Genomic DNA, 24,349 nt, shown 5'->3' on the forward strand with positions numbered 1-24,349 from the left:
TCGATGCTGATCGTCGGATCGGTCATCGCCGTCGTGTTCGTTTTCGCGAACCGCAAAGCCCTGTTTTACAAGCAGTAAAGGAAAGAGCCGCTCCGGCGCTGTGAAAGCGCGGAAGCGGCTCCTTATATTTAAAACGATTAAACCAATGCCTTCGCGGCGATGTCCGTGCGGTTCTGCTTGCCTTCGAACGTAATGCCGGACGCAGTCCGGTAAGCCGCTTCGCGCGCTTCGGCGATACCGGCGCCAAGGCCTACGATGCCAAGCACCCGGCCGCCTGCCGTCACGATCCGGCCGTCTATCTCCGCCGTGCCGGCATGGAAAACGAGTCCCTCGGCGGTCGCATCGAGCCCGTCGATCGGCAGCCCCTTCGGGTAGGAACCCGGGTAACCGCCGGACGCGAGCACGACGCATACGGCAGCCTCGTCGCTCCATTCGATCTCGACGTCTCCAAGACGTCCTTCGAGCGAAGCCAGGATGATCTCCAGCAGATCGCTCTTCAGGCGAGGCAGCACGACCTGCGTCTCCGGATCGCCGAAGCGAGCGTTGAACTCGACCGTTTTGGGTCCTTCCGGCGTCAGCATGAGGCCGCCGAACAGTACGCCGCGGAACGGGCGGCCTTCGGAGACCATCGCGCGCGCGGTGGGCTTCACGATGTTCTCGATCGCCTCGTCGATGATCGACTGCGGGATGTGGGGCAGCGGAGAGTAGGTGCCCATGCCGCCCGTATTCGGGCCTTTGTCGCCGTCGTACGCCGGCTTATGGTCCTGCGCCGCAGGCATCGCCCGGACGGTCTCGCCGTCCACGAATGCCAGGATCGACATCTCTTGCCCGGTCATGAATTCCTCGATAACGACCTTGTCGCCGGCCGCGCCGAACGACTTGTCGACCATCGTGTCCTTGAGCGCCTGCTCCGCTTCCTCGCGGGTGAAGCATACGGTGACGCCTTTGCCCGCAGCCAGTCCGTCCGCCTTGATGACGATCGGCACCGGCTGAGCAGCCAGATAATCGCGCGCCTTCGCGTAATCCGTGAACGTCTCGTACTTCGCGGTCGGAATGTTGTATTTGTGAAGCAGATCCTTCATGAAAATCTTGCTGCCTTCGATCTCCGCAGCGGCCTTGTTCGGACCGTATACCGGAATCGACGCCGCTTCGAACGCATCGACGATGCCCGCCGCCAGCGGATCGTCCGGTCCGACGACGACGAGGTCGATCGCCTTGTCCTTGGCGAACTGCACGAGCTTGTCGAACTCCAGCTCTCCGATCGGCACCAGCTCGGCGAGCTGCGCGATCCCCGCGTTGCCGGGCGCGCAGAAGATGTGCTCGGCCTTCGGGTTTTTGCGGAGCGCCCAGACGATCGTATGCTCCCGGCCGCCGCGGCCAATGACTAAAATGCGCATGTACTCGTTCTCCCCTCGCCGATCAATGCTTAAAGTGACGAACGCCCGTGACGACCATCGCGATGCCGGCAGCGTTCGCCGCGGCTACGGATTCCGCGTCCTTCACCGAACCGCCCGGCTGGATGATCGCCGTGATGCCTGCCTGCGCAGCCAGCTCTACCGTGTCTCCCATCGGGAAAAACGCATCCGAGGCGAGCACGGCTCCGCGCGCTTTTTCGCCGGCTTGCTCGATGGCGATGCGGGCCGCGCCGACGCGGTTCATCTGGCCTGCGCCTACGCCGACCGTCATGCTGTCCGCCGCGAGCAGAATCGCGTTCGACTTCACGTGCTTGACGACCTTCCATGCGAAAAGAAGCTGCTTCAGCTCTTCGGCCGTCGGCGCGCGCTCCGTGACGACCTGGATGTCGGCCTCGTCCAGCGAATGGACGTCGCTCTGTTGTACGAGCATGCCGCCGTCGACGCTCGTCACGAGCCATTCCGGCTTGCGCTCGGCCGCGCTCTGCACCTGGCTGTCGGTGCCGGTGGCGAGCAGGCGAATATTCTTTTTGCGGCTCAAAATCTCCAGCGCTTCAGGCGTGAAATCCGGCGCGATGATGATCTCGAGGAAAATTTGCGCGAGGCGGTCCGCCGTCTGCGCTTCGATCGTGCGGTTCGCCGCGACGATGCCGCCGAAGATCGACGTCGGGTCGGACTCGTACGCTTTGACGTACGCTTCGTCGATGTCCGCGCCGATGCCGACGCCGCACGGGTTCATATGCTTGATGGCCACGACGGCCGGCTCGTCGAACTCGGAAACGATAGCGAGCGCCGCGTTAGCGTCGTTAATATTGTTGTAGGACAGCTCCTTGCCGTGCAGCTGCTTCGCCGTCGTGATGCTCGGGCCTTTCTTGGCGAGCGGCTTACGGTAGAAAGCGGCTTGTTGATGCGGATTTTCGCCGTAGCGCAGCTCCTGCACTTTTTCGTAGGTGAACGTCAGGCTCTCGGGAAGCGGATCGCCGAGCTGCTCGGCGAAATACTCCGAGATGAGCGCATCGTATGCCGCGGTGTGACGGAACACTTTGGCCGCAAGGCGCTTGCGCGTCTCGAGCGTCGTGTCGCCGCCGGCTTGGATTTGCGAGAGAACTTCGGCGTAGTCGCCTGCGTCGACGACGACGGAGACGAACGCATGGTTTTTCGCCGCGGAGCGCAGCATCGTCGGACCGCCGATGTCGATGTTCTCGATGGCGTCCTCGTAGCTCACGTCGGGCTTGGAGACCGTCTCCTTGAACGGATACAGGTTCACGACGACGAGGTCGATGTAGTCAAGACCCAGCTTCTCCATCGCTTCGACATGCTCGGCGCTGTCGCGGATCGCGAGCAGGCCGCTGTGCACGGCGGGATGCAGCGTCTTGACGCGGCCGTCGAGAATTTCCGGGAAGCCCGTCACGTCGGAGATGCCGATGACCGGCACGCCTTCGCGCTCGAGCAGCGCATGCGTGCCGCCCGTCGAGATGATCTGCACGCCTTGCGCGGCGAGCGCGCGGCAAAATTCGGTGATGCCCGTCTTGTCGGATACGCTGACCAGCGCTCTTTTGATTGCCATGACTGTTCATCCACTCCTAATAGGGTTGATTAATGCTGACGGGGTGGGGTTATCCCCTTCACACAGGACGACGGCTGCGCGGTACCTGAGCGAACGGGATAAGCCCACCCCGGGGCGATCGCGCGATAATTGGGGTGAAACTTGAAGACGGCTGCATGCTAGTTTCCTGATGGAATAGCGATACGGTGCATCGTTATTCTGAGGTGGCGGCGCCGTTACCGGCAAATAAGGATACAACATAACGTTTACTTCAGTAACCCGTACTACCCATCCACAGTAACGATACGGCCCGCCAGCGAGACGCGACCTTCTGCAATAAGGCGCACGGTGCGCGGGAGGAGCTCGTGCTCGACCGCGTGGATGCGGGCTGCGAGCGTTTCCGCCGTATCACCGGTCTCGAGCTCGATGACCCGCTGCGCGATGATCGGGCCGCTGTCGAGGCCTCCGTCCACGAAGTGTACGGTCACGCCGGTAACTTTTACGCCGTAGTCGAGCGCCTGCTCGATCGCACGAATGCCGGGAAAAGCGGGCAGCAGCGACGGATGCACGTTGATCATGCGACCCGCGTAAGCGCCGACCAGCACGTCCGTCAAGATCCGCATATAGCCGGCCAGCACGGTCAAACCGATCCCGCGCGCGGCCAGCTCGGCCGCGATTACGGTCTCATACGCCTCTCGGGACGCGTATTCCTTCGGCCGGAAGACGAACGTCTCGATGCCAAGCTCGCTGGCACGGGATACGACCTTGGCCTCCGGCTTGTCGCACACGAGCAGCGCGATCTCGGCGGGACCGAGATCGCCATCCCTCGCCGCTTCGGCCAGCGCCTGGAAGTTGCTCCCGCTGCCGGATGCGAATACGGCGATGCGGAGCTTGTCGCGGCTCATTCGAATTCGGCGCCCCCCGAATGTCACGACGCGCGAGCCTTCGGTGACGCGGCCGATGACGTATGCCTTCTCGCCGAGCTCGCCAGCCAGTGCGACGGCCTGCTCCGCTTGGTCTGCGGGCACGACCACGACCATGCCGATGCCCATGTTAAACGTCGTGTACATGTCGCGGTCGCTGATCGCGCCGTCGCGCTGCATGAGCCCGAAAACCGGGTGCACCGGCCATGCGCCTAGGTCGATGTCGACGTTGACGCCCTCCGGCAGCACGCGCGGGATGTTTTCGATGAACCCGCCGCCGGTAATATGCGCCATGCCCTTCACCTGCACGCTCTCGATCAGCTTCAATACCGACTTCACGTAAATGCGCGTCGGCTCGATGAGCGCTTCGCCCAGCGTCTTGCCTTCGAGCTCGGGCAGCTTGTCAGAGAACTTGTAGCCCTTGGTATCCAGCAGCAGCCGGCGAACCAGCGAGAAGCCGTTGGAGTGAACGCCGCTCGAGCCAAGGCCGATCACCGCGTCGCCGGCCGCGATGCCGCTGCCGTCGATCGCCTTCGGCTTGTCCACGATGCCGACGGTGAAGCCTGCGATATCGTATTCGCCGTCTTGGTACATGCCCGGCATCTCCGCCGTCTCGCCGCCGATCAGCGCGCAGCCGGCCTGCTCGCAGCCGTCCGCGACGCCTTTGACGATCGCTTCGATCTTCTCGGGTACCAGCTTGCCGCATGCCAGGTAGTCAAGGAAAAACAGCGGCTCCGCCCCTGTCACGACCACGTCGTTCACGCACATCGCTACCGCGTCGATGCCGATCGTATCGTGCTTGTCCATCTCGAACGCCAGCTTCAGCTTCGTGCCGACGCCGTCCGTGCCGGAGACGAGCACCGGCTCCTCGTACTTGTCCTTGTTCAGGCCGAACAGCCCGCCGAACCCGCCGAGTCCCGTCAGCACCTCCGGACGCATCGTGCGCTTCACGTGCTTCTTCATTCGTTCGACCGCTTCGTTGCCGGCGGCAATATCTACGCCGGCCTGTTTGTAAGCTTCGGACACTTGGGTTAAGCCCCCTTGGGTAGAATTGTAAAACCAAACAGTCCGTAATTGCATCATATCCACTTGGGCGCAGGCACATAGCGGAAATAAGTTCCGCTATTCACTCCATGGCCACCTCGGCGCGGGCACATAGCGGAAATATGTTCCGCTATTCGCCCCACAGCCACCTCGGCGCAGGCACATAGCGGAAATTTCCGCTATTCACTCCATGGCCACCTCGGCGCGGGCACTTAGCGGAAATATGTTCCGCTATTCGCCCCACAGCCACCTCGGCGCGGGCACTTAGCGGAAATATGTTCCGCTATTCGCCCCACAGCCACCTCGGCGCGGGCACTTAGCGGAAATAAGTTCCGCTATTCACTCCAGCGCATCCTTTGCGCAGGCACATAGCGGAAATAAGTTCCGCTATTCGCCCCACGGCACCTCGGCGCGGGCATTTAGCGGCCTCTAATGCCGCAATTCCGCGCCTTCAATGCACGCGCCCCCCAGTTTCTCCCCCCGCCATGCCTCAGTCGCAGCTGCAGCTCGTCGCCTTGGCGTCCTCGAACTCCACCGGCGTCGGGTAGTCGTTGGTGAAACAACCGAGGCACAGGCCCCGGTCGTACTCGCCCTCCGCCCCGCCGACCGCCTCGAGCAGGCCCGGTTTGCTGAGGAAATACAGCGAATCCGCGTTGATCGCCTTGCGGATCTCCTCGACCGTTTTGCTCGACGCGATGAGATCGCGGCGATCCGGCGTATCGATGCCGTAATAGCAAGGATTGGCGAAAGGCGGCGACGTGATGCGCACGTGCACCTCGAGGGCGCCGGCTTCGCGAAGCAGGTTGACGATGCGCAGCGAGGTCGTGCCCCGCACGATCGAATCGTCGATCATGACGACGCGCTTGCCCTGCACGACCTTGCGGACGGCGGACAGCTTCATCTTGACGCCCTTCTCGCGCAGCTCCTGGGAGGGCTGGATGAAGGTACGTCCGGTATATTTGTTCTTGATAAGTCCGAGCTCGTACGGAATGCCTGTCTGCTCCGCGTAGCCGATCGCGGCCGAGATGCTCGAGTCCGGCACGCCCGTCACGATGTCGGCGTCGACGAACGACTCCAGCGCGAGCTGCTGGCCCATGCGCTTGCGGGCGCTGTGCAGGTTGATCGTGCCGATGTCGCTGTCCGGACGCGCGAAGTAAATGTACTCCATCGCGCATACCGAGCGCCGCTGCAGCACCGCGTAGCGTTCCTCGCGGATGCCGCTGCGGTCCAGCACGATAATCTCGCCCGGCAGGACGTCGCGAACATACTCGGCGCCGATGACCTCGAATGAGCAAGACTCGGAAGCGAAGATGTAGGCGTCGCCGAGCCGGCCCATGACCATCGGACGCAGGCCGTTCGGATCGCAGGCCGCGATCAGGACGTCCTTGGTCATGATCAGGAACGCGAAGCCCCCGATCAGCCGCGCGAACGCGTCCTTGACCGCCTCGACCAGGTCCTTGGGCGAGCGGGCGATCATGTGCGCGATGACTTCGGTGTCGCTCGTCGTCTGGAAGATCGAGCCCGACTCCTCCAGCTCTCGGCGGATGATGGGCTCGTTGACGAGGTTGCCGTTCGTGCAGACGGCCAGGTCGCCGCCGCGGTACTTGAAGACGAGCGGCTGCGCGTTGGCCAGCCGGCTCGCGCCGGCCGTCGAGTAACGGACGTGGCCGATCGCGTTGGCGCCGACGAGCGAATCCAGCCGGTCGCGATCGAACACTTCCTTCACGAGGCCCATGCCGCGGTGATAGTGGAAGTCGCCGCCGAGATCCGACGTGCAGATGCCGCAGCTCTCCTCGCCGCGGTGCTGGAGCGCATGCAGGCCGTAGTAGGACAGTTCCGCGGCGTCTTTATGCCCGAACACGCCGAACACGCCGCATTCTTCCTTCAGCTTGTCCATCATGCCTGACGCCTGATCGTTGCCCTGATTATAATAATCCCCGGTCCAGAAACGCGCCTCGGCGGCCGGCAGGCCCTCCGTCTGCGAAGACGGCAGTTCGCCGGTACGGACGCTCATGTCGTAAGGCTGGATGCTCGCGGTCTGACCGTGCGGATACATGCCCATGTCGCCAGGGGCTCTCGCACCCTCGGCGACAGGCAGCACGCGGCCCGCTCCGGCGATTATTTCATCCGGCATGGGATCGCTTCCTTCCATTCTTTGCGGAATTCGTTCACGGATGCCTGAATTGCCGTATGTCCATTGACCGCAATGACGAGCTCTTCGCCGCCGACGACGCCGAGCTTCTGCGCCGGCACGCCTTGTTCCGACAGCCAAGCTTCGAGCGCCGCAGCGGATTCCGGCTTCGCCGACAGCAGAATGCGCGACTGCGATTCGCTGAACAGCGCCAGATCCGGACGCAGGTTCGTCGTGAAGTCCACCTTCGCGCCAAGGCCTCGGCCGAACGTGGACTCCGCTACAGCCGCAGCCAGTCCGCCTTCGGACAGGTCATGCGCCGAGGCGACGAGTCCTTGGCGGATCGCGCCGAGCACGGCGCCGTGGAGCGCTTTTTCCACGGCCAGGTCGATGACCGGCGGGCGGCCCTCGGTCAGGCCGTGCACCGCGTATTGGAACTCGCTGCCGCCGATCTCCGCCTTCGTCTCGCCGAGCAGGTAGATGACGTCGCCTTCGGCCTTGAACTCTTGCGTCGTGATATGGTCGATGTCCGTGATCAGGCCGACCATGCCGACGACCGGCGTCGGGTAGATCGCGCCCTTCGCGTTCTCGTTGTACAGCGACACGTTGCCGCCGATGACCGGCGTCTCGAGGAAGCGGCAGGCTTCGGCCATGCCGTCCACCGATTTTTCCATCTGCCAGAACACTTCCGGCTTCTCCGGCGAACCGAAGTTGAGGTTGTCCGTGATCGCGAGCGGCTCGCCGCCCGAGCAGACGATGTTGCGCGCCGCTTCGGCGACGGCGATGCGTCCGCCGACCTCAGGGTCGAGGTACACGTAGCGACCGTTGCAGTCTGTCGTCATCGCAAGCGCCTTGCGCGTGCCTCGGATCGCGACGACTGCGGCATCCGAGCCCGGCACGACTGCCGTTGACGTGCGGACCTGGTAATCGTACTGGCTGTAAACCCATTCCTTGCTCGCGAGCGAAGGAGAGCCGAGCACCTTTTTGAGCGAATCCGTCAGGTCGAGCATTTGCTCGTAGCGGTTCGTATCGATGGAGCCGTTTTTCAGATAATAATCCGGCACTTTGGAAGGCTTGTTGTAAACCGGGCAGTCGTCGACGAGCGCCTTGACCGGCATGTCCGCGACCTCTTCGCCCTTGTGGAACAGGCGCAGACGGCCGTCGTCCGTCACCTTGCCGACCTTGGCGCAGTGCAGTCCCCAACGCTCGAAAATCGCCTTGGCTTGCGCCTCGTGCTGCGGCTCGGTGACGAAGAGCATGCGCTCCTGCGACTCGGACAGCATCATCTCGTAGGCGGTCATGCCTTCTTCGCGCTGCGGCACCTCGTCGAGGTACAGCTCCATGCCGTTGCCCGCCTTTGACGCCATCTCGGCGCTCGAGCAGGTGAGGCCCGCGGCGCCCATGTCCTGGATGCCGAGCACGATGCCGGAGTCGATCAGCTCGAGCGTCGCTTCCATGACGAGCTTCTCCATGAACGGATCTCCGACCTGGACGGCCGAGCGCTTGGCTTCGGACTCGGCGGTCAGATCCTCGGACGCGAACGTCGCGCCGTGGATGCCGTCGCGGCCGGTAGCCGGGCCGACGTAAAATACCGGGTTGCCGACGCCCTTGGCGACGCCGCGCTGGATCTTGTCGTGGTCGATGAGGCCGACGCACATCGCGTTGACGAGCGGGTTGCCTTCATAGGCTTCGTCGAACATGACCTCGCCCGCGACGGTCGGGATGCCGATGCAGTTGCCGTAGCCGGCGATGCCGCTGACGACGTGCTCGAACAGGTACTTGACGCGGTCGCTCTCGAGCTTGCCGAAGCGCAGCGAGTTCAGCAACGCGATCGGGCGGGAGCCCATTGAGAAGATGTCGCGGATGATGCCGCCGACGCCGGTTGCGGCGCCTTGGTACGGCTCCACCGCGGACGGGTGGTTGTGCGACTCGATCTTGAAGACGACGGCTTGCTTGTCGCCGATATCGACGATGCCGGCGCCTTCGCCCGGTCCCATCAGGACGCGCGGGCCGGTCGTCGGGAAGCGGCGGAGCAGCGGCTTGGAGTTCTTGTACGCGCAGTGCTCGGACCACATGACGCTGAATACGCCGATCTCGGTGTAGTTCGGCTGGCGTCCGAGGAAGCCGCAGATGAGTTCGAATTCGGAATCGGAGACGCCGAATTGCTTGTAGATTTTCTGCTCGGCGATCTGCTGGACCGTCGGTTCTTTAGCGGGTGCTTGCTGCGCCATTACGTTCCCTCCAAGCGTTCAGTACTGACGTAAACATCTTCGCGCCGTCCGCCGAGCCGAGCAGCTCGCTGACCGCGCGCTCCGGGTGGGGCATCATGCCGACGACGTTGCCCGCTTCGTTCGAGATGCCGGCGATGTTGCCGACCGAACCGTTCGGGTTGACGCCGTCGTAGGTGAAGACGATCTGGCCGTTCGCCTTGAGGCTCGCCAGCGTCTCTTCGTCGCAGTAATAGTTACCTTCGCCGTGGGCGATCGGAATCGTGACGACCTCGCCCTTTTCGTAATCGCGGGTAAATGCCGTGTTCGCGTTCTCGACGCGCAGGCCGACCGGGTGGCAGCGGAACTTGAGGCTGTCGTTGCGGATGAGCGCGCCGGGCAGGAGACCCCCCTCGGTGAGCACCTGGAATCCGTTGCACACGCCGAGCACGAACTTGCCTTCGGCCGCGGCCTTGCGCACTTCGTTCATGACCGGGGCGAGCTGGGCGATCGCGCCGCAGCGCAGATAGTCGCCGTAGGAGAAGCCGCCCGGCACGAGAATGCCGTCATAGGCGGACAGATCGGTAGCGGTGTGCCAGACGTAATCGACGTCCTCGCCCAGGACGTCGACGACCGCGTTGTACATGTCCAGGTCGCAGTTGGAGCCCGGGAATACGATGACCGCGAATTTCATGAGGTCTCAGCCCTCCAGTTCGAATCGGTAGTCTTCGATGACGGTGTTGGCGAGCAGCTTTTCGCACATGGCCTTCACGCGCTCTTCGGCAACGGCGCGGTCGGTCGTGTCGAGCGTGAGCTCCAGATACTTGCCGATGCGGACCTTCGCGACTTCGTCGAAGCCGAGCGTCTGCAGCGAACCTTGGACGGCGTTGCCTTGCGGGTCGAGCACATTTTCCTTGATCGTCACGTATACCGTTGCTTTCATGGGACGGGTCTCCTCCTGGATAGGGACATGGGTTAGGGGCTGTATGGTCGAAAGTAGAGCGTCGGCGGCAGAGGAACGGCGAGCGTTGAACGGGACGGCGGACGGAAGGCGACGATGGCTCGCAGGCCGCTAGTACTTGATCGGCTGGAAAGCGGTGAAGCCGTAGCTCGTCGGCTCGGTCAGCCGGCGGTAGATCTCCTGGTAGCGCGCCGTAGTCGCATCCACCACATCGTCCGGCAGACGCGGCGGCGTGCTGTCGCGGTCCCAATCCGTGCTGAGCAGGTACGTGCGGACCGGTTCCTTGTCCATGCTGTCGATCTCGATGTCGAGCTCGTACTTCTCCTCGGCCCAGAAGCGCGAGGAATCCGGCGTGAACAGCTCGTCGATCAGGATGATCTCGTCGCCCAGCAGACCGAACTCGAACTTGCAGTCCGCCAGGATGATGCTCTTGTGCTCGCACACCGCGAGCGCGTAATCGTACAGCAGGAGGCTGCGCTTGCGAAGGCCCGCGGCCAGCTCCGAACCGATGCGGCGCTCCATCTCCTCGAACGAGATGTCCTCGTCGTGGCCGACGTCGTTTTTGCCGGCGGGGGGTAAAGATCGGCTCCTCCAGCTTGGCGTTCTTGCGCAGGCCGGCGGGGAGCGGAATGCCGTTGACCTCGCCGTTCTTCTGGTACTGCCGCCAGCCGCCGCCCGTGATGTAGCCGCGCACGACGCATTCGATGTCGATCCGCTTCGCCTTTTTCGTGACCATGATCCGCCCGGCCAGCTTGTCCGGCTCGGAGACGAGGTCGCCCAGCTTGCGGACGTCCGTATGGACGACGTGGTTGGGAACGAGATCCTTCGTCTTGTCGAACCAGAAGGCGCTAAGGCCGTTCAGTACTTTGCCCTTCTCGGGAACGGCGGGGTCGAGCACGTAGTCGAACGCCGAGATCCGGTCGGTGACGACGATGAGCAGATGCTCGCCGAGGTCGTACAGCTCCCTGACCTTGCCCTTATGGATGAGCGGCGCCTTGACGAGCCCTTCCGCGGTAGATAACGCTTCTGTAGACATGTCAGCCTCCTGCATTCTTTATATGGAAGAGATTATTCCAGACCGAGCCGCTTGAAAATCGTATCGACGTGCTTCAGGTGCCACGAAGGGTTGAACGCGTCCTCGATCTCTTCCGCGCTCAGCGCGTCGGTGATCTCTTTCGTCTCGGAGACGATGGACTTGAAGTCGCGCTGCTCTTCCCAGGCCTGCATCGCGCGCGGCTGCACGGTGTCGTACGCCTGCTCGCGGGAGAAGCCTTTGTCGATCAGCTTGGTCATGATGCGGCCGGAGAACGGCACGTTGTAGGTGCTGCGCATGTTGCGCTTCATGTTCTCGGGGAAAACCTGCAGGTTTTTCACGATGTTGCCGAAGCGGTTCAGCATGTAGTTCAACAGCATCGTCGCGTCCGGCAGGATGATGCGTTCGACGGAGGAGTGGGAGATATCGCGCTCGTGCCACAGCGCCACGTTCTCGTAGGCGGTGATCATGTGGCCGCGGATGACGCGGGAGAGGCCGCTGATGTTCTCGCAGCCGATCGGATTGCGCTTGTGCGGCATCGCCGACGAGCCCTTCTGGCCCTTGGCGAACGGCTCTTCGACTTCGCGGAACTCGCTCTTCTGCAGCGCGCGGATCTCGGTCGCGAACTTGTCGAGCGAAGAGCCGATGAGCGCCAGCGTCGCCATGTATTCGGCGTGTCGGTCGCGCTGCAGCGTCTGCGTGGAGATCGGCGCCGCGCTGATGCCGAGCTTGTCGCATACGTACTGCTCGACGAACGGGTCGAGGTTGGCGTAGGTACCGACCGCGCCGGACATTTTGCCGTACTGGACTTCGTCCGCGGCTCTGCGGAAGCGCTCCAGGTTGCGCTTCATCTCTTCGTGCCACAGCGCGAGCTTCAGGCCGAACGTCGTCGGCTCGGCATGCACGCCGTGCGTGCGGCCCATCATCGGAGTCGACTTGTACTGAATCGCCTGGTCGCGAAGGATCGCGATAAAGTTAACGAGGTCGCGCTCGAGAATCTCGTTGGCTTGCTTCAGCACGTAACCGAGGGCGGTGTCGACGACGTCCGTCGACGTCATGCCGTAATGCACCCACTTGCGCTCCTCGCCAAGGCTCTCGGATACGGCGCGCGTGAACGCGATGACGTCGTGGCGAGTCTCCAGCTCGATCTCGTTGATCCGGTCGATGTCGAACTTGGCGTTCTGGCGCAGCAGCACGGTGTCCGCCTTCGGGATATGGCCGAGCTCCGCCCAAGCCTCGCAAGCGCACAGCTCGACTTCGAGCCATGCCTTGAATTTGTTTTCTTCTGTCCAGATAGCCCGCATCTCGGGGCGGCTGTAGCGTTCGATCATGATGGATTAGACCCTCCAAATGGTTGATTCGTTGATCCAAGCGAGCGCGGCTTCGGTGTCCGCGGCCAGCACGTTGACGTGGCCCATCTTGCGTCCCGTCTTGGCCTCGGCCTTGCCGTACAGATGAATCTTCGGCGCGACGCCAAGCCTGGCGGCCTCCGGATCGCGCGCCTGCATCCAGTCCAGCAGCGGCGCGACATGCTCGCCTAGGATATTGCCCATCACGACGGGCGACAATAGCGAGGTGTCCCCGAGCGGCAGGTCGCAGATCGCGCGGATATGCTGCTCGAACTGGGACGTGCGGCACGCCTCCATCGTATAGTGCCCGGAATTGTGCGGGCGCGGCGCCAGCTCGTTGACGAACAGCGTGCCGTCCTTCGCGACGAACATCTCGACCGCGATCAAGCCGACCGCGCCGAGCGTCTCCGCAATCGACACCGCGAGGCGCTCCGCCTCGGCGATGACGGCGTCCGGCACCCGCGCGGGCACGATGGACAAATGCAATATATTGCGAACGTGGATATTCTCGGCAGGGGGGGAACGTTCGGATCTCTCCCGACGGCCTGCGCGCGGCGATGACCGAGATCTCCCGCTCGAAGTCGATGAACTTCTCGAGCACGAGCTCGGTGCCGGCGCGGCTCGCTTCGTCCCAGGCGGGAGCGAGCTCGTCCGTCCCGCGCAGCACCCATTGGCCCTTGCCGTCGTAGCCGCCGGTCGCCGTCTTCAGCACGGCGGGCAGCCCGAGGCGCTCGGCCGCCTCCTGCAGGTCGGCGAGGCTCGCGATCTCGGCATAAGGCGCGACGCGCGCGCCCGCCGCCTCAATGGCGCGCTTCTCGCGCAGCCGATGCTGCGTCGTGTGCAGCAGGGCGCTGCCCTGCGGCACGTACGATTCCGCCTCCAGCATCGCCGCGACGTCCGCGTCCACGTTCTCGAACTCGTACGTGATGACGTCGCTGCGCCGCGCCAGCTCGCGCGCCGCGTCGCGGTCGGCGTAGCCGGCCACGATCTGCTCGGCCGTCTGGCCGCATGGCGCGTCCGGCGTCGGGTCGAGCGCCACGAAGCGGTAGCCCATCCGGCTGCCCGCGTGCGCCAGCATCCGGCCCAGCTGCCCGCCGCCCAGCACGCCGATCGTGGCGCCGGGCAGAATCGGCCGGGCCGGCTTCGCGCCGGCAGCCGTCGCTTCGCCGGGCTGGATGCCGGCTTCACCCTCCGCGGCACGCTCGTGCGCCGCTCCGCCTTGCGCGGCGTCGACCCATGCTCCCGCGTCCTGCATGCCGCCCGCCGGCCCGCAGCCGTCGACGCCGCAAGCCTCGCCTTCGCCGCTCAGCAGTCCTTCAAGCTCGCGATTAAGGCCGCTCATGGCAGCACCGCGTTGTCCAGCACGTCCTGCGTGATCCGCTCGCGACGCGCGGCGACGCGCGCCTGCACGTCGGCGTCGAACGCGCCGACGATCTGCGCCGCCAGCAGGCCGGCGTTCGTGGCGCCGGCCGCGCCGATCGCGACCGTCGCGACCGGGATGCCGCCAGGCATCTGCACGATCGACAAGAGCGAATCCAGCCCGTTCAAGGCGGCGGACTTCACGGGCACGCCGATGACGGGCAGGACGGTCTTCGCGGCGACCATGCCGGGCAGATGCGCCGCGCCGCCGGCTCCGGCGACGATAACCTTAAGCCCGCGATCAGCCGCGGATGCCGCGTATTCGAACATCAGATCCGGCGTACGATGCGCCGATACGACTTTTTTCTCATAGGGGACGTTCAGTTCGTCCAGCACCTCGCACGCCTTCTTCATCGTCTCCCAATCGGACGTGCTGCCCATGATGACCCCGACGATTGCCGACATGGTTCCACCCTTTCCCCCGTTAGCTTTCCTCATTGTCATTATTGCACAAATTCAGGCGCAACCTGTCCGGTCCGCGAATCCGTCCGCGCGAGGCGGCGATCCTCCGGCACGAACCGGCTTAAAGCGCAAAAAAAGGGCGACTTCCGGCCGCTATCGGCCCTCCGTCTAACCCCGTCTCTATCCCTATATTCCCGGCTTCGCTCCCAGGCGCCGCAAAGGCGCAACGCGTTCCTTCCCGCGAGGGATCGTCCCGCATTCCGCCTATCGTCCGTCCGAGAGCTCGTAGTCCGGAAATTTAAGGTCTCCGGGTAGAGACGATCGGGCCTTATTCCCGATAATATACGAGCGATTCCGATTGTGTTTGCCGGTTTTTAGTTTAACCCAAACCTCACATCTCTGTCAAACGAAAAGGCGAACGCTATTGATTGCTGAAAAAACGAATGTTCGGATTTTGGCCATACAATTCCGAGGCCGAAGGTTAGATTAAGAAATTTTCAGTAAATTTAATATTATGGAGGTTAAACAAAAGGGGCCTCCCGCTCGCGCCGCCCGTCATGCAAAAGGATGCCTTCGGCCCTAAGGCCTTCGGCACCCCTCATGTCTTGCGATTAACGAATCTTCCGTCTATCCGCCCGCTTCGACGCCAGCATTCGAATCCATCGCTCAAGCTCGTCGAGCGGGAGCTTGTACAACGTCAGCGCCCCCGCCTCGGTCCTTGACGCCCCGGGCAAAGACGCGATTCTGCGCAGCAGGCGTCCCGCGTCCGCTCCCGGCAACGACGGCACCCAGAACTGGATATGCCGGACTTGCCGCTCGCCGTCGCGGATATCGTCGACAAGCTCGCTTGCCGCGGCCAGCAGCAAGTCCGGCGTGCGGCGCTTCTCTTCGATAAAAAAACACTTCAAGCTGACAGTTCTCGCGATCCTCGTATTCGCCCGGTCCGGTGCCATAAGCGAATCCATAGGCGCCTACGTTCTCGTACGTATCTTCGCAATGGATCATCGTCGACCTGCCGAGCACGAGCGGACTCGCGAGAAAGCTTAGTTTGACCGCAAACGAATAAGGGAGACGAAGACTGGCGTGACGCGATATTAAATAACGGAGGTAGGAGGCGTGGTCCATCTCCAGCTCGCAGCGCCTGAATATGCAGTTCGCATGGAGAAACGCTCTGCCGTTCACCGTCTCTACCTCCCGTTCTTGATGGAACGAAGCTGCTCCGCCGTCTTCTGCGCGGAGCGGCCCGACTTCTTACTGCTGCGGCTTAGCGCGGAGATTGTCATTCACGATGACGATTCTGCCGAAACCGCTGCCCTTCTTGTCGCCCTTATCGATCGTTGGGGGAACCGGGAACATGTTCTCGACCTCCTTCGACAAAAATTGGATATGCATCCATCTCAACTATACACGATTCCATTTGCCGAGCATAGACAGAATGTGTTCGATATCGCCTGCGTAAAGCGTCTCTTCGCCCAAAGCGCCGTTACGCGCGCCGTAAGGCCGGACGAACTTCGCGTAAAGCCGGTTCAGGTATTTGTTGTCGGATTGCGCGGACAGCCGTACTTCCCGCACCTCGGGATGCCGCTCCGCGATCGATCGAATCGTAAAGCCGAAGCCGTCCAGAAATACGCGGGTCCCCCCGATGCGAGCGGACGGCGAGTGCCAGGTCGATCAGCGCGATCTCTTTGTCGTTGAACGCTTCCTCCCTCGTCCCGTGGTAGTAAGCGCCCAGTCCCACCGCTTCTTCGCCTTCTCTCACCAACACGATAGATCCCTCGGCGATGTAGTGATAGGCGAGGGTAACCGTATCGAGCACCGAAAAGGAAGGATGCACGTCGCGCATATGTTCGAGCAGAAACAGGCTGGCTTGCGCAAAATCGTCATCCGTCGCGCATACCGCGCATTGCAGCGCCGTCATATAAACCTCTCCTTTCGCATCCTGCCGCTCAAGCTCTCCGCTCGAGGGCGCGGCTCAATTCGTCGCGAAGCTGCGTCGAACCGCTCAGCAGCCGCTGAAACGTTTCCCGGCGCATCGACAGCAGCACGGAAGGACCCAACGCGCGCACGGTGGCGGTCCGCGGCACTTCTTTCATAAGCGCGATCTCGCCGAAATAATCGCCGTCCTGGAGCGTCGCGACGCGTCGTTCGCCGGAATCTTCAAACTGCTTGGTCACTTCGAATTTGCCGCGCACGATAATATAGAAGGTATGGCCTTCCTCGCCTTCCCGGACGATCGCCTCTCCTTCCCGGCACGTCTGCGTCGAGAAGGCGGCGGACAGACTGCCCAGCAGTCCGGCATCGACGCCGGCCAAAAACGGCAGCCGCGCCAGCCAGCCTGTATTCACGTCCGCATGCAAGCCGTCCTCGGACAGCCGGAAGCCTTGCTGCTTCTCCCACAACCGCGCATAAGCGCCGCCGCGGCTGAGCAGATCCTCATGCGTGCCGCTCTCGACCACCTCGCCCCGGTCGAACACATGGATGCGATCCGCCTCGACGACCGCAGACAGCCGGTGCGTCACCGCTACGACCGTCTTGCGCCCGCGCAACGACAAGATTAGCTCGTTCACCAGCGCTTCTGACGCCGGGTCCAGCGCCGAGGTCACTTCGTCCAGCAGCAGCACGTCAGGATCGCGAAGCAGCGCCCGGGCCAGCGCGATGCGCTGGCGCTCGCCGCCGGAGAAGCTGCCGCCCTCTTGCCGAACCATCGTATCCAGTCCCTCGGGCCAACGCGCGACCGCCTCTTGCAAGCCTGCCTTGCGCGCCGCGTCGTTCACGTCGGCCTCGCTCAGGCCTTGCTTGTCCAGCAGCAGATTGTCCCGGACGGACGCATTGAACAAAAACGTGTCCTGTCCGACAAGAAGCGCCAGCTCCCGCAGCCGCCGCTCCCCGATCTCGCGCAGGTCGACGCCGTCCATCGCGACTTGCCCCTGCCTCGGGTCGTAAAGCCGCGCAAGCAGCTGCAGCGCCGTACTCTTGCCTGAACCGCTGGCCCCGACGAACGCCGTGTAGCTGCCGCCCGCAATACCGAGCGACACGCCGCGAAGCTGGTCAGTTCCCGCTTCGTAGCCAAAGGTGACGCCGTCCATCGCGATCTCCCGAATCGGAGCCATGGGCGAACGAGGCTCGGCAGGCTCCGGCACTTCCGGTTCTCGCGTCAACAGCTCGCCGATCCTGGCGAAACTCACCCGCGCCTCGATGATGCCTGGAATAAGATAAGTCAGGTTGGTCGCGGACTGGCCGACCGTCATGAACAGCGTAAAGAAAGCCATAAAGCCGCCGATCGTCAGCTGGTCGCGGAAGATCAGGTAACCGCCGTACCCGATCATCGCGCCGTTCAGCACCATGAGCGACACCAGCGGCAGACGTTCCATCCAAGAAGTGACGAGGCGGAGCCGCAACCCGTTTTTCAGCATCTCCCCGATGAGACGAGCGGACAGATGGCGCACCCGCTCCTGCTGATGGAGGCTGCGGATCGTCTTGTGTCCTTTCACGGTCTCGTCGATCGCGTTCATGAAGCGCTCCTGCGACGACTTCAGCAGCTGCTGGCCGGCTTCGGCCCTGCGCTGCAGCAGCTTGGGCCCCGCGATCATGAGCGAGGCGCCCGCGAGCATGATCAGGGTCAGCCTCCAATCGAGCGCGAACAGCATGCCGATCCCCAGGCATGCGCTGAGCGTCTGCGCGAACAGCATCGGCACCGTCGCCCCTACGGTGCGTTCGACCGAAGCGGTATCCGTCGTGAAGCGTGCGACCAAGTCGCCCGTGCCGTAATCCCGGTAGAAGGAGATCGATTGACGCTGAAGGCGCTCGAACAGATCGAGACGAAGCTTCGCGGTGCCTTGGCCGACCAATTTTCCGAGCGCATAGTCTCCGTACAGGGAGGCCGCGATCGACAGCAGGCCCGCTCCGATCAGCAGCCCAAGGATCAGGGCGAACGCGCCGCCGTCCTTGGGGACGAACGCTTCGTCGACCAGATACTTCAGACTGAGCGGAGCGGCGACCGCGTACGCGGCTTCGATCAGGAGGCAGAGCAGGAGCAGGGCGAGCAGCCCTCTGTAGGCGGTGAAATATTTCAGCATATATTCTCCCTTGCCGTTGCGAGCGGTTGATCGCTTGATAGATCAACCATAGCTTACCATTTCAAAAAGTGTCAATCCTTGTCGGACCGACAAAAAAAGAAAACCTCTCTGCCCGAAAACGGAGACAGAGAGGCGCTAGGCAGACTGACAGGTCTACCGCTTCATAGCGAAAGAAATGACGATCTGATCAGTGAGATCCGGTTAAGCTTTTGCAGGATTCTTTTGCAGGTAGTTCAATGCCAACTCGATATAAGGGTACGTACCTTCCAGTCTGGATATGAATTCGGCTTTATTGCGAAAAGCGAGAAAGTATGCTTCCACTTCCAATGCTCGATAATTCTTGAACTTAAAAGGAAGAAGCCCGTTTTCCATCATCTCACTCAACACGGAAATCAAATAGCTTCTTTCCTCCTGATGGGTCAGGTATATGTTTAGACAGGTTCGATTTGATTCCATTTTATAAATAATGCGAAATTTATTGTTCTCATATCCAAATTCGGCCCCCTGAGACATCCATTGTGCGAGCGTCTCTCTTCGGACTGAAAACCCTATGCTCTCATAATAAGGATCGGCAGATTGCTCCAGCGCTTCATTCAGATCGAAGCTTTCATGAATCTGAGCTTCCAAATAAGGAATTCCAATGGCAAGTATTTTTTCCAACGCGAGCTTCAGCTGTTGCTTCAACGCTTTTTCCGATTTATATACGTAGGTTTCTTTGAGCCCTGCGGCCTCCTGCTTAAAATATTCCTCCGGCGGTAGGTCACTTGGATAATGATATCCGACCTTCAGTTCACCCTCGCCAAAATGGAAAGATACATAATACATAAATTCGCCGATCATTTTTTTGAAATACAAGTTATGATATTTGCCGTGTCGTTCCGACTTCTCGGGGTCTTCCACATAACCTTGTATTCGCAGCTCTTCCCCGCAAACGTCAACGATTATTTTGCTGACCGATATGGGCTTTTTCCCCGATAATTGCTGTGCCTCATACCTCTCCAGTGTCTCCGGATCGGATTGGGCGAAAAAATCGTATTCAAATTGTTCGATATCCCGCCAAGCGAATGCCCTCTTTAAAATCGCGAGCACTTCGTAATGCTCCGTCTCGGCTTGAATCAAGTCGATCTCGCCCGGGTTTTCCGCATAGGGCTTTAACCGCTCATAGGAAGAGATTTTTGTCTTGTTGCCTTCCGCCTCGCCCATTTCGCGATGATCATAAGCGATTTGCTCCCCATGATCAAAGACAGAAAGCTCCATATAGTAATCGGCAAAAAATTTAAAGTCAATGACAACGGCGTTCAGCGCTAAAGACAGCGATTGTGCGCGTTTAGGAGAACTATATAGTCCGTTCTTAAGCGCAAGCGCAGTCCATTTGCCGCCCGCCGGAAAGGCATAGACTTGCAGCTTTGACTTCGACGCCCACGCTTGAATGGCAGCCGTATCAAATGATTGAATCAATAGCAACACGGAATTTTGACTCACTTCGCTCGCTCCGCTCCCTTTGAAAGAAAATGAACCGAAATGATGAATAGAGGCGTATGGCATCATTTTATCTAACAAACGCTTTTTTACACACACAAAAAAAAACTCCAAGCCTTTGTAGGAAAGGTTTGGAGTTTTTCTGATAAAGTATGCTTACCCTTCAGCGCCGATGAACACATAACGCGCGATGACGAGCACGAACAGCACCCACATCAGCCAGTGAACCTGGTATTTCTTTTTGCCGGCCAGGTTCGCGATGACGGCCAGCACCACGTACGAGATAATGCCGAAAGAGATGCCGTTGGCGATGTTGTAGGTGAACGGCATCATGGCGATCGTCAGGAACGCCGGAATGCCGACGACGAGATCCTCGAAGTCGATCTCCTTGACGGACTGCATCATGAGCACGCCGACGATGATGAGCGCCGCGCTCGTCGCCGGGGACGGCACGAGCAGCGCGATCGGCGCGAGGAACAGCGACAGCAGGAACAGCACGCCGGTCGTCGAAGATGTCAGACCCGTACGGCCGCCTTCGGCGATGCCGGCGGAGCTCTCGACGAACGCGGTCATCGTGCTCGTGCCGAGCATGGCGCCGCCGCTGACGGCTACGGCGTCGACGAGCATCGCTTTGCCGACGAGCTTGCGTCCCTTTTCCTTGTCCTTGAAGAAGCCCGCGCGGTTGGCCGTACCGACCATCGTGCCGAACGTATCGAACAGCTCGACGAACGTGAATGTCGCGATGGCCGAGAGCAGACCGGTCGTCAGCAGGTCGGCAAAGTCGAAGTCCCAGAAGTTCAGCTTGCTGAAGTTCGGCACCCAGTCCGCGGACTTCAGCGAGTCGAAGCTGACGACGTCCACGCCGGGGATGGCGCCGATGAGCGTCGTGAGCAGGATTCCGTAGAGAATGGCGCCGCGAACGCGGAGCACCATCAGCGCGCTGATGATCAGCAGGCCGAGCACGGTCAGCCATACGGAAGGCTCGGTAATGTCGCCAAGGTGGAAAATCGTCTCGTTGCTGTTCAGGTTGCTATAGGAGCCGGCCGCGTAATCCGCGAACGGGCTCAGCGAGATCGTCAGCAGGCCGCTGCCTTTGAGACCGATGATCGTGATGAACAGGCCGATGCCGACCGTGATCGCATACTTGATGCTGTCCGGGATCGCGACGATCAGCATCTGGCGAATCTTGGTGACGGTCAGAATAATGAAGATAATCCCCGAAATGAATACCGCGGCCAGCGCCATGGACGGCGATATCTCGTGCCCTGTCGCTTTGGACGCTACGACCGTCGTCGCGAAGTAGGCGTTGAGCCCCATGCCCGGCGCCAGCGCGACCGGGAAATTGACGAACAAGCCCATCGCAAGCGTGAAAATACCGGCGCCGAGCGCCGTTGCGAGGAAGATGCCGTACGTGTCGAGCCCCGATCCCCCCGAGCACCAGCGGATTGACCGCCAGGATGTACGCCATCGTCATGAACGTCGTGATGCCCGCCATGATTTCCGTGCGTACGTTCGAACCGAACTCCTTCAGCTTAAAGAAACGTTCCATCGTCTCCAAAGCTCCCCCTTTCGCCCTTTTAAAATTGGCGCCACAACCAAAAAAAACCTAGAAGATGCTTCTCCTAGGTTCCGCATAAAAACGCGTTCTCATGCGCGGAGCGCGATCGCTTCGATCGCCGCTCCGCCTTGCGCGTTTTTCGTAGCCAGGTCCTTTGCGGTGACCTTGTAGAGACATCCGGGCCAATCCCCGGAAATATACGAATCGATATGCAATTGTTTTAAGTTATGGTCACTCGCCTATTCTAGAGCCGAAATTTGTCGGGTGTCAACAGAAAACTGAATATTAACGACCAAAACGATTGTTTACGTTAATGAATTAGCAAATATATCAAACAATCGACTGTAAATGTATAATGAAAGCGGAATCAAAGTGAACATTGGAATGAACTGCGCCGTCATCCTTGCCGCCTCACCGCAGCTTAAGCGCCAGCAAACCGAGATACTCTTTGAGGGCCGTCCCCGTCGTGGCGGCAGCCGAGCTGCCGGGCGCGAGCAAGCCGGGGTAAAAGGAGAACCGACCTCTGCTCGAGAGATAGTCCGTCGGAAAAGGTTCGGCTTCGACGTCGGCCAGACGGAATTCCCGTACGGCCCGCGGCATGTGAAAAGCGGAAGTGACGAGAATCGGATGCGTCAAGCCGGACGCCCGAAGCAATGCCGCCGTGTAGACGGCATTCTGTTCGGTGTTCAGCGAGCGGTTTTCCACGAGGATGTCGCTGTCCGCCACCCCAAGCTCGATCAGCTGCCTTCTGGCGATATCCGCTTCGTTGCCGCTGTCGGAGAAGACTTGTCCGCCCGAGAAAAGAATCGGCAGCCCCGTCGTCCGGTGAAGCCGGACCGCAGTCAGCAGCCGGTTGGCCGCGCCGCCGGACAGATTGCCCTCGCCGCCGAGGTCGGGCGTCCCGCGAGTAGCCCCGCCTCCCAGCACGACGATGACGTCGCCGCTCACCGCGTTCGGTTGGTCGTATTGCCTTTCGAGCCCTTTGATCAGCGGCTGGCTCGTTAACGGGATGACCGAGAGATAGAGCAGCAGCGCGACGGCGGCGATCAGCAGCGCCGGCCGACGCGACTTTCTCCATAGCCAGGCCGAAGCCGCGAGCAGCGACAGAACGAAGATTCCCGGCGGCAGCACGAAGCTGTAAATGAACTTAATGATATAAATCAGCTTGATGCCCTCCCCTCGACCGGTCATGAAAAATCCCTTCTATTTGCCGATGGCGCAAATAAAAGGGATTCGCTTGTTATTCCCACTCGATCGTCGCCGGCGGCTTCGACGTGATGTCGTAGACGACGCGGTTGACGTCCCGCACTTCGTTGACGATGCGCACGGAGATCTTCTCCAGCACGTCCCACGGAATGCGCGCCCAGTCGGCGGTCATGCCGTCGATGGAGGTGACGGCGCGGATGCCGACGGTGTACGAATACGTGCGGCCGTCGCCCATGACGCCCACGCTCTTCATGCCCGGCAGCGCCGTGAAGTACTGCCAAATCTCGCGGTCGAGACCCGCCTTCGCGATCTCGTCGCGCAGAATCGCGTCGGACTCGCGGACGATCTCGAGCTTGTCCTCGGTCACTTCGCCGAGCACGCGGATCGCGAGGCCCGGGCCCGGGAACGGCTGGCGCATGACGATCGCGTCGGGCAAGCCCAGCTCGGCGCCGACTTTGCGGACTTCGTCCTTGAAGAGCGCCTTCAGCGGCTCGACGAGCTTGAACTTCATGTCCTCCGGCAGGCCGCCGACATTGTGGTGCGACTTGATCGTCTGCGCCGTCGCGGTGCCGCTCTCGACGATGTCCGTATACAGCGTGCCTTGCGCCAGGAAGGCAAAATCGTCGAACTTCGCGGATTCTTCTTCGAAAACGCGAATGAAGTCGCCGCCGATGATCTTGCGCTTTTTCTCCGGATCGCTCACGCCCTTCAGGTTGCCCAAGAACCGCTCGCTCGCGTCGATCTTGACGACGTTCATCTCGAACTTGCCGACGAACGTGTCCATGACGCTCTCGGCCTCGCCCTTGCGCAGCAGGCCGTGGTCGATGAACATACAAGTCAGCTGGTCGCCGATCGCACGGTGGATAAGCGCAGCCACGACGGACGAATCGACGCCGCCGGACAGCGCGCAGAGCACCTTCTGGTCGCCGACTTCGCGCTTGATCTCCTCGATCATGTCCTCGATGAACGACTCCATGCTCCAGTCGCCCTTGCATTCGCAGATGTTATAAAGGAAGTTGCGGATCATCTCATTGCCGTAGACGGAGTGGCGAACCTCCGGGTGGAACTGAACGGCGTACAGCCGGCGTTCCGGGTGGCTCATGGCCGCGACCGGCGCGTGCGGCGTGCTGGCGTCGACGCGGAAGCCCGCAGGCAGCTCGGTGACATGATCGCCGTGGCTCATCCAGACGGTCTGGCGCGTCTCGAGATCGCGGATCAAATCGGAGCCGGCGACGAAGTCGACGTCCGACTTGCCGTATTCGCGCTTGGAGGCCGGTTCGACCTTGCCGCCCTGCTGATGGGTGATCAGCTGCATGCCGTAGCAGATGCCGAGGATCGGGACGCCGAGCTCGTAGACGCCCGGATCGACGGAAGGCGCGCCTTCCGCATAGACGCTGGCAGGGCCGCCGGAGAAGACGATGCCTTTGGGATTGAGCGCGCGGAGCTTGTCCGCCGGGGTATTGTGGGGAAGCAGTTCGCTGTACACGCCGAGATCGCGGATCCGCCTGGCGATGAGCTGGTTGTACTGGCCGCCGAAGTCGAGAACCACGATCATTTCATGCTCATGTTTAGTCACTGGATGAACAGAGCCTCCTGAATAGGT

At 61.4% G+C, this 24,349-nt stretch carries 15 protein-coding genes, 4 pseudogenes and 2 riboswitches; all 19 genes and pseudogenes read right to left on the minus strand.

Features of this window, described 5'->3' with window-relative positions; genetic code table 11:
• Window positions 1–137 precede the first annotated feature (137 nt).
• A complete protein-coding gene (gene purD / locus OMP38_RS17630) occupies window positions 138–1,397 on the minus strand; it encodes a phosphoribosylamine--glycine ligase (RefSeq protein WP_277566290.1) in 1,260 nt (419 codons plus the stop codon).
• Window positions 1,398–1,419: 22 nt separating this feature from the next.
• Window positions 1,420–2,979 carry a bifunctional phosphoribosylaminoimidazolecarboxamide formyltransferase/IMP cyclohydrolase gene (purH, locus tag OMP38_RS17635; protein WP_277566291.1) on the minus strand — a complete coding sequence of 520 codons (1,560 nt, stop codon included), beginning with the start codon at window positions 2,977–2,979 and terminating at the stop codon, window positions 1,420–1,422.
• 263 nt (window positions 2,980–3,242) lie between these two features.
• Window positions 3,243–3,863, minus strand: coding sequence for a phosphoribosylglycinamide formyltransferase (gene purN / locus OMP38_RS17640; protein WP_277566852.1), 621 nt, complete (start codon window positions 3,861–3,863; stop codon window positions 3,243–3,245).
• Window positions 3,864–3,875: 12 nt separating this feature from the next.
• A pseudogene (purM, locus tag OMP38_RS17645) lies at window positions 3,876–4,907 on the minus strand (phosphoribosylformylglycinamidine cyclo-ligase); the annotation flags it as partial.
• 508 nt (window positions 4,908–5,415) lie between these two features.
• The gene (gene purF, locus OMP38_RS17650; RefSeq protein ID WP_420869670.1) at window positions 5,416–7,059 is read right to left on the minus strand and encodes an amidophosphoribosyltransferase; all 1,644 of its coding nucleotides are present in this window, start codon (window positions 7,057–7,059) and stop codon (window positions 5,416–5,418) included.
• Complete coding sequence (purL, locus tag OMP38_RS17655) at window positions 7,044–9,287, minus strand: phosphoribosylformylglycinamidine synthase subunit PurL (RefSeq protein WP_277566292.1); 2,244 nt, start codon at window positions 9,285–9,287, stop codon at window positions 7,044–7,046. Before purL ends, purF begins: the two co-directional genes overlap by 16 nt.
• The gene (purQ, locus tag OMP38_RS17660; protein ID WP_277566293.1) at window positions 9,265–9,957 is read right to left on the minus strand and encodes a phosphoribosylformylglycinamidine synthase subunit PurQ; all 693 of its coding nucleotides are present in this window, start codon (window positions 9,955–9,957) and stop codon (window positions 9,265–9,267) included. The genes purL and purQ overlap by 23 nt, the downstream gene beginning before the upstream one ends.
• Window positions 9,958–9,963: 6 nt before the next feature.
• Entirely contained in the window at window positions 9,964–10,206 is a 243-nt protein-coding gene (gene purS / locus OMP38_RS17665; RefSeq protein WP_277531880.1) for a phosphoribosylformylglycinamidine synthase subunit PurS, read from the minus strand.
• A gap of 129 nt (window positions 10,207–10,335) precedes the next feature.
• Window positions 10,336–11,260 (minus strand): annotated as a pseudogene (locus OMP38_RS17670) (phosphoribosylaminoimidazolesuccinocarboxamide synthase).
• Between the two features lie 32 nt (window positions 11,261–11,292).
• Window positions 11,293–12,588, minus strand: a complete 1,296-nt coding sequence (gene purB, locus OMP38_RS17675; RefSeq protein ID WP_277566294.1) for an adenylosuccinate lyase — start codon at window positions 12,586–12,588, stop codon at window positions 11,293–11,295.
• Between the two features lie 6 nt (window positions 12,589–12,594).
• A pseudogene (gene purK / locus OMP38_RS17680) lies at window positions 12,595–13,948 on the minus strand (5-(carboxyamino)imidazole ribonucleotide synthase).
• Entirely contained in the window at window positions 13,945–14,430 is a 486-nt protein-coding gene (purE, locus tag OMP38_RS17685; protein ID WP_277566295.1) for a 5-(carboxyamino)imidazole ribonucleotide mutase, read from the minus strand. The pseudogene purK and the gene purE overlap by 4 nt, the downstream one beginning before the upstream one ends.
• Window positions 14,431–14,693: 263 nt before the next feature.
• Window positions 14,694–14,795, minus strand: a riboswitch (purine riboswitch).
• Between the two features lie 243 nt (window positions 14,796–15,038).
• Window positions 15,039–15,335 carry a hypothetical protein gene (locus tag OMP38_RS17690; RefSeq protein ID WP_277566296.1) on the minus strand — a complete coding sequence of 99 codons (297 nt, stop codon included), beginning with the start codon at window positions 15,333–15,335 and terminating at the stop codon, window positions 15,039–15,041.
• A 575-nt stretch (window positions 15,336–15,910) separates the two neighbouring features.
• Complete coding sequence (locus tag OMP38_RS17695; RefSeq protein WP_277566297.1) at window positions 15,911–16,345, minus strand: hypothetical protein; 435 nt, start codon at window positions 16,343–16,345, stop codon at window positions 15,911–15,913.
• Window positions 16,346–16,373: 28 nt separating this feature from the next.
• Window positions 16,374–18,503, minus strand: a complete 2,130-nt coding sequence (locus tag OMP38_RS17700; protein ID WP_277566298.1) for an ABC transporter transmembrane domain-containing protein — start codon at window positions 18,501–18,503, stop codon at window positions 16,374–16,376.
• 201 nt (window positions 18,504–18,704) lie between these two features.
• The gene (locus tag OMP38_RS17705) at window positions 18,705–20,081 is read right to left on the minus strand and encodes a hypothetical protein (protein WP_277566299.1); all 1,377 of its coding nucleotides are present in this window, start codon (window positions 20,079–20,081) and stop codon (window positions 18,705–18,707) included.
• A 57-nt stretch (window positions 20,082–20,138) separates the two neighbouring features.
• A pseudogene (locus tag OMP38_RS17710) lies at window positions 20,139–21,531 on the minus strand (NCS2 family permease).
• Window positions 21,532–21,662: 131 nt separating this feature from the next.
• Window positions 21,663–21,763, minus strand: a riboswitch (purine riboswitch).
• A 188-nt stretch (window positions 21,764–21,951) separates the two neighbouring features.
• Complete coding sequence (locus tag OMP38_RS17715) at window positions 21,952–22,704, minus strand: YdcF family protein (protein ID WP_277566854.1); 753 nt, start codon at window positions 22,702–22,704, stop codon at window positions 21,952–21,954.
• Window positions 22,705–22,780: 76 nt separating this feature from the next.
• Entirely contained in the window at window positions 22,781–24,301 is a 1,521-nt protein-coding gene (gene guaA / locus OMP38_RS17720) for a glutamine-hydrolyzing GMP synthase (RefSeq protein ID WP_277566855.1), read from the minus strand.
• Window positions 24,302–24,349 lie beyond the last annotated feature (48 nt).

This window comes from Cohnella ginsengisoli (genome assembly GCF_029525555.1).
GTDB classification, from domain to species: domain Bacteria; phylum Bacillota; class Bacilli; order Paenibacillales; family Paenibacillaceae; genus Cohnella; species Cohnella ginsengisoli.

Excerpts from the sequence above, each read along its gene's own strand:
- purD (WP_277566290.1), bottom strand. The coding sequence starts at position 1,397 with ATGCGCATTTTAGTCATTGGCCGCGGCGGCCGGGAGCATACGATCGTC.
- purH (WP_277566291.1), bottom strand. The coding sequence starts at position 2,979 with ATGGCAATCAAAAGAGCGCTGGTCAGCGTATCCGACAAGACGGGCATC.
- purN (WP_277566852.1), bottom strand. The coding sequence starts at position 3,863 with ATGAGCCGCGACAAGCTCCGCATCGCCGTATTCGCATCCGGCAGCGGG.
- purF (WP_420869670.1), bottom strand. The coding sequence starts at position 7,059 with ATGCCGGATGAAATAATCGCCGGAGCGGGCCGCGTGCTGCCTGTCGCC.
- purL (WP_277566292.1), bottom strand. The coding sequence starts at position 9,287 with ATGGCGCAGCAAGCACCCGCTAAAGAACCGACGGTCCAGCAGATCGCC.
- purQ (WP_277566293.1), bottom strand. The coding sequence starts at position 9,957 with ATGAAATTCGCGGTCATCGTATTCCCGGGCTCCAACTGCGACCTGGAC.
- purS (WP_277531880.1), bottom strand. The coding sequence starts at position 10,206 with ATGAAAGCAACGGTATACGTGACGATCAAGGAAAATGTGCTCGACCCG.
- purB (WP_277566294.1), bottom strand. The coding sequence starts at position 12,588 with ATGATCGAACGCTACAGCCGCCCCGAGATGCGGGCTATCTGGACAGAA.
- purE (WP_277566295.1), bottom strand. The coding sequence starts at position 14,430 with ATGTCGGCAATCGTCGGGGTCATCATGGGCAGCACGTCCGATTGGGAG.
- OMP38_RS17695 (WP_277566297.1), bottom strand. The coding sequence starts at position 16,345 with ATGACGGCGCTGCAATGCGCGGTATGCGCGACGGATGACGATTTTGCG.
- OMP38_RS17700 (WP_277566298.1), bottom strand. The coding sequence starts at position 18,503 with ATGCTGAAATATTTCACCGCCTACAGAGGGCTGCTCGCCCTGCTCCTG.
- guaA (WP_277566855.1), bottom strand. The coding sequence starts at position 24,301 with ATGATCGTGGTTCTCGACTTCGGCGGCCAGTACAACCAGCTCATCGCC.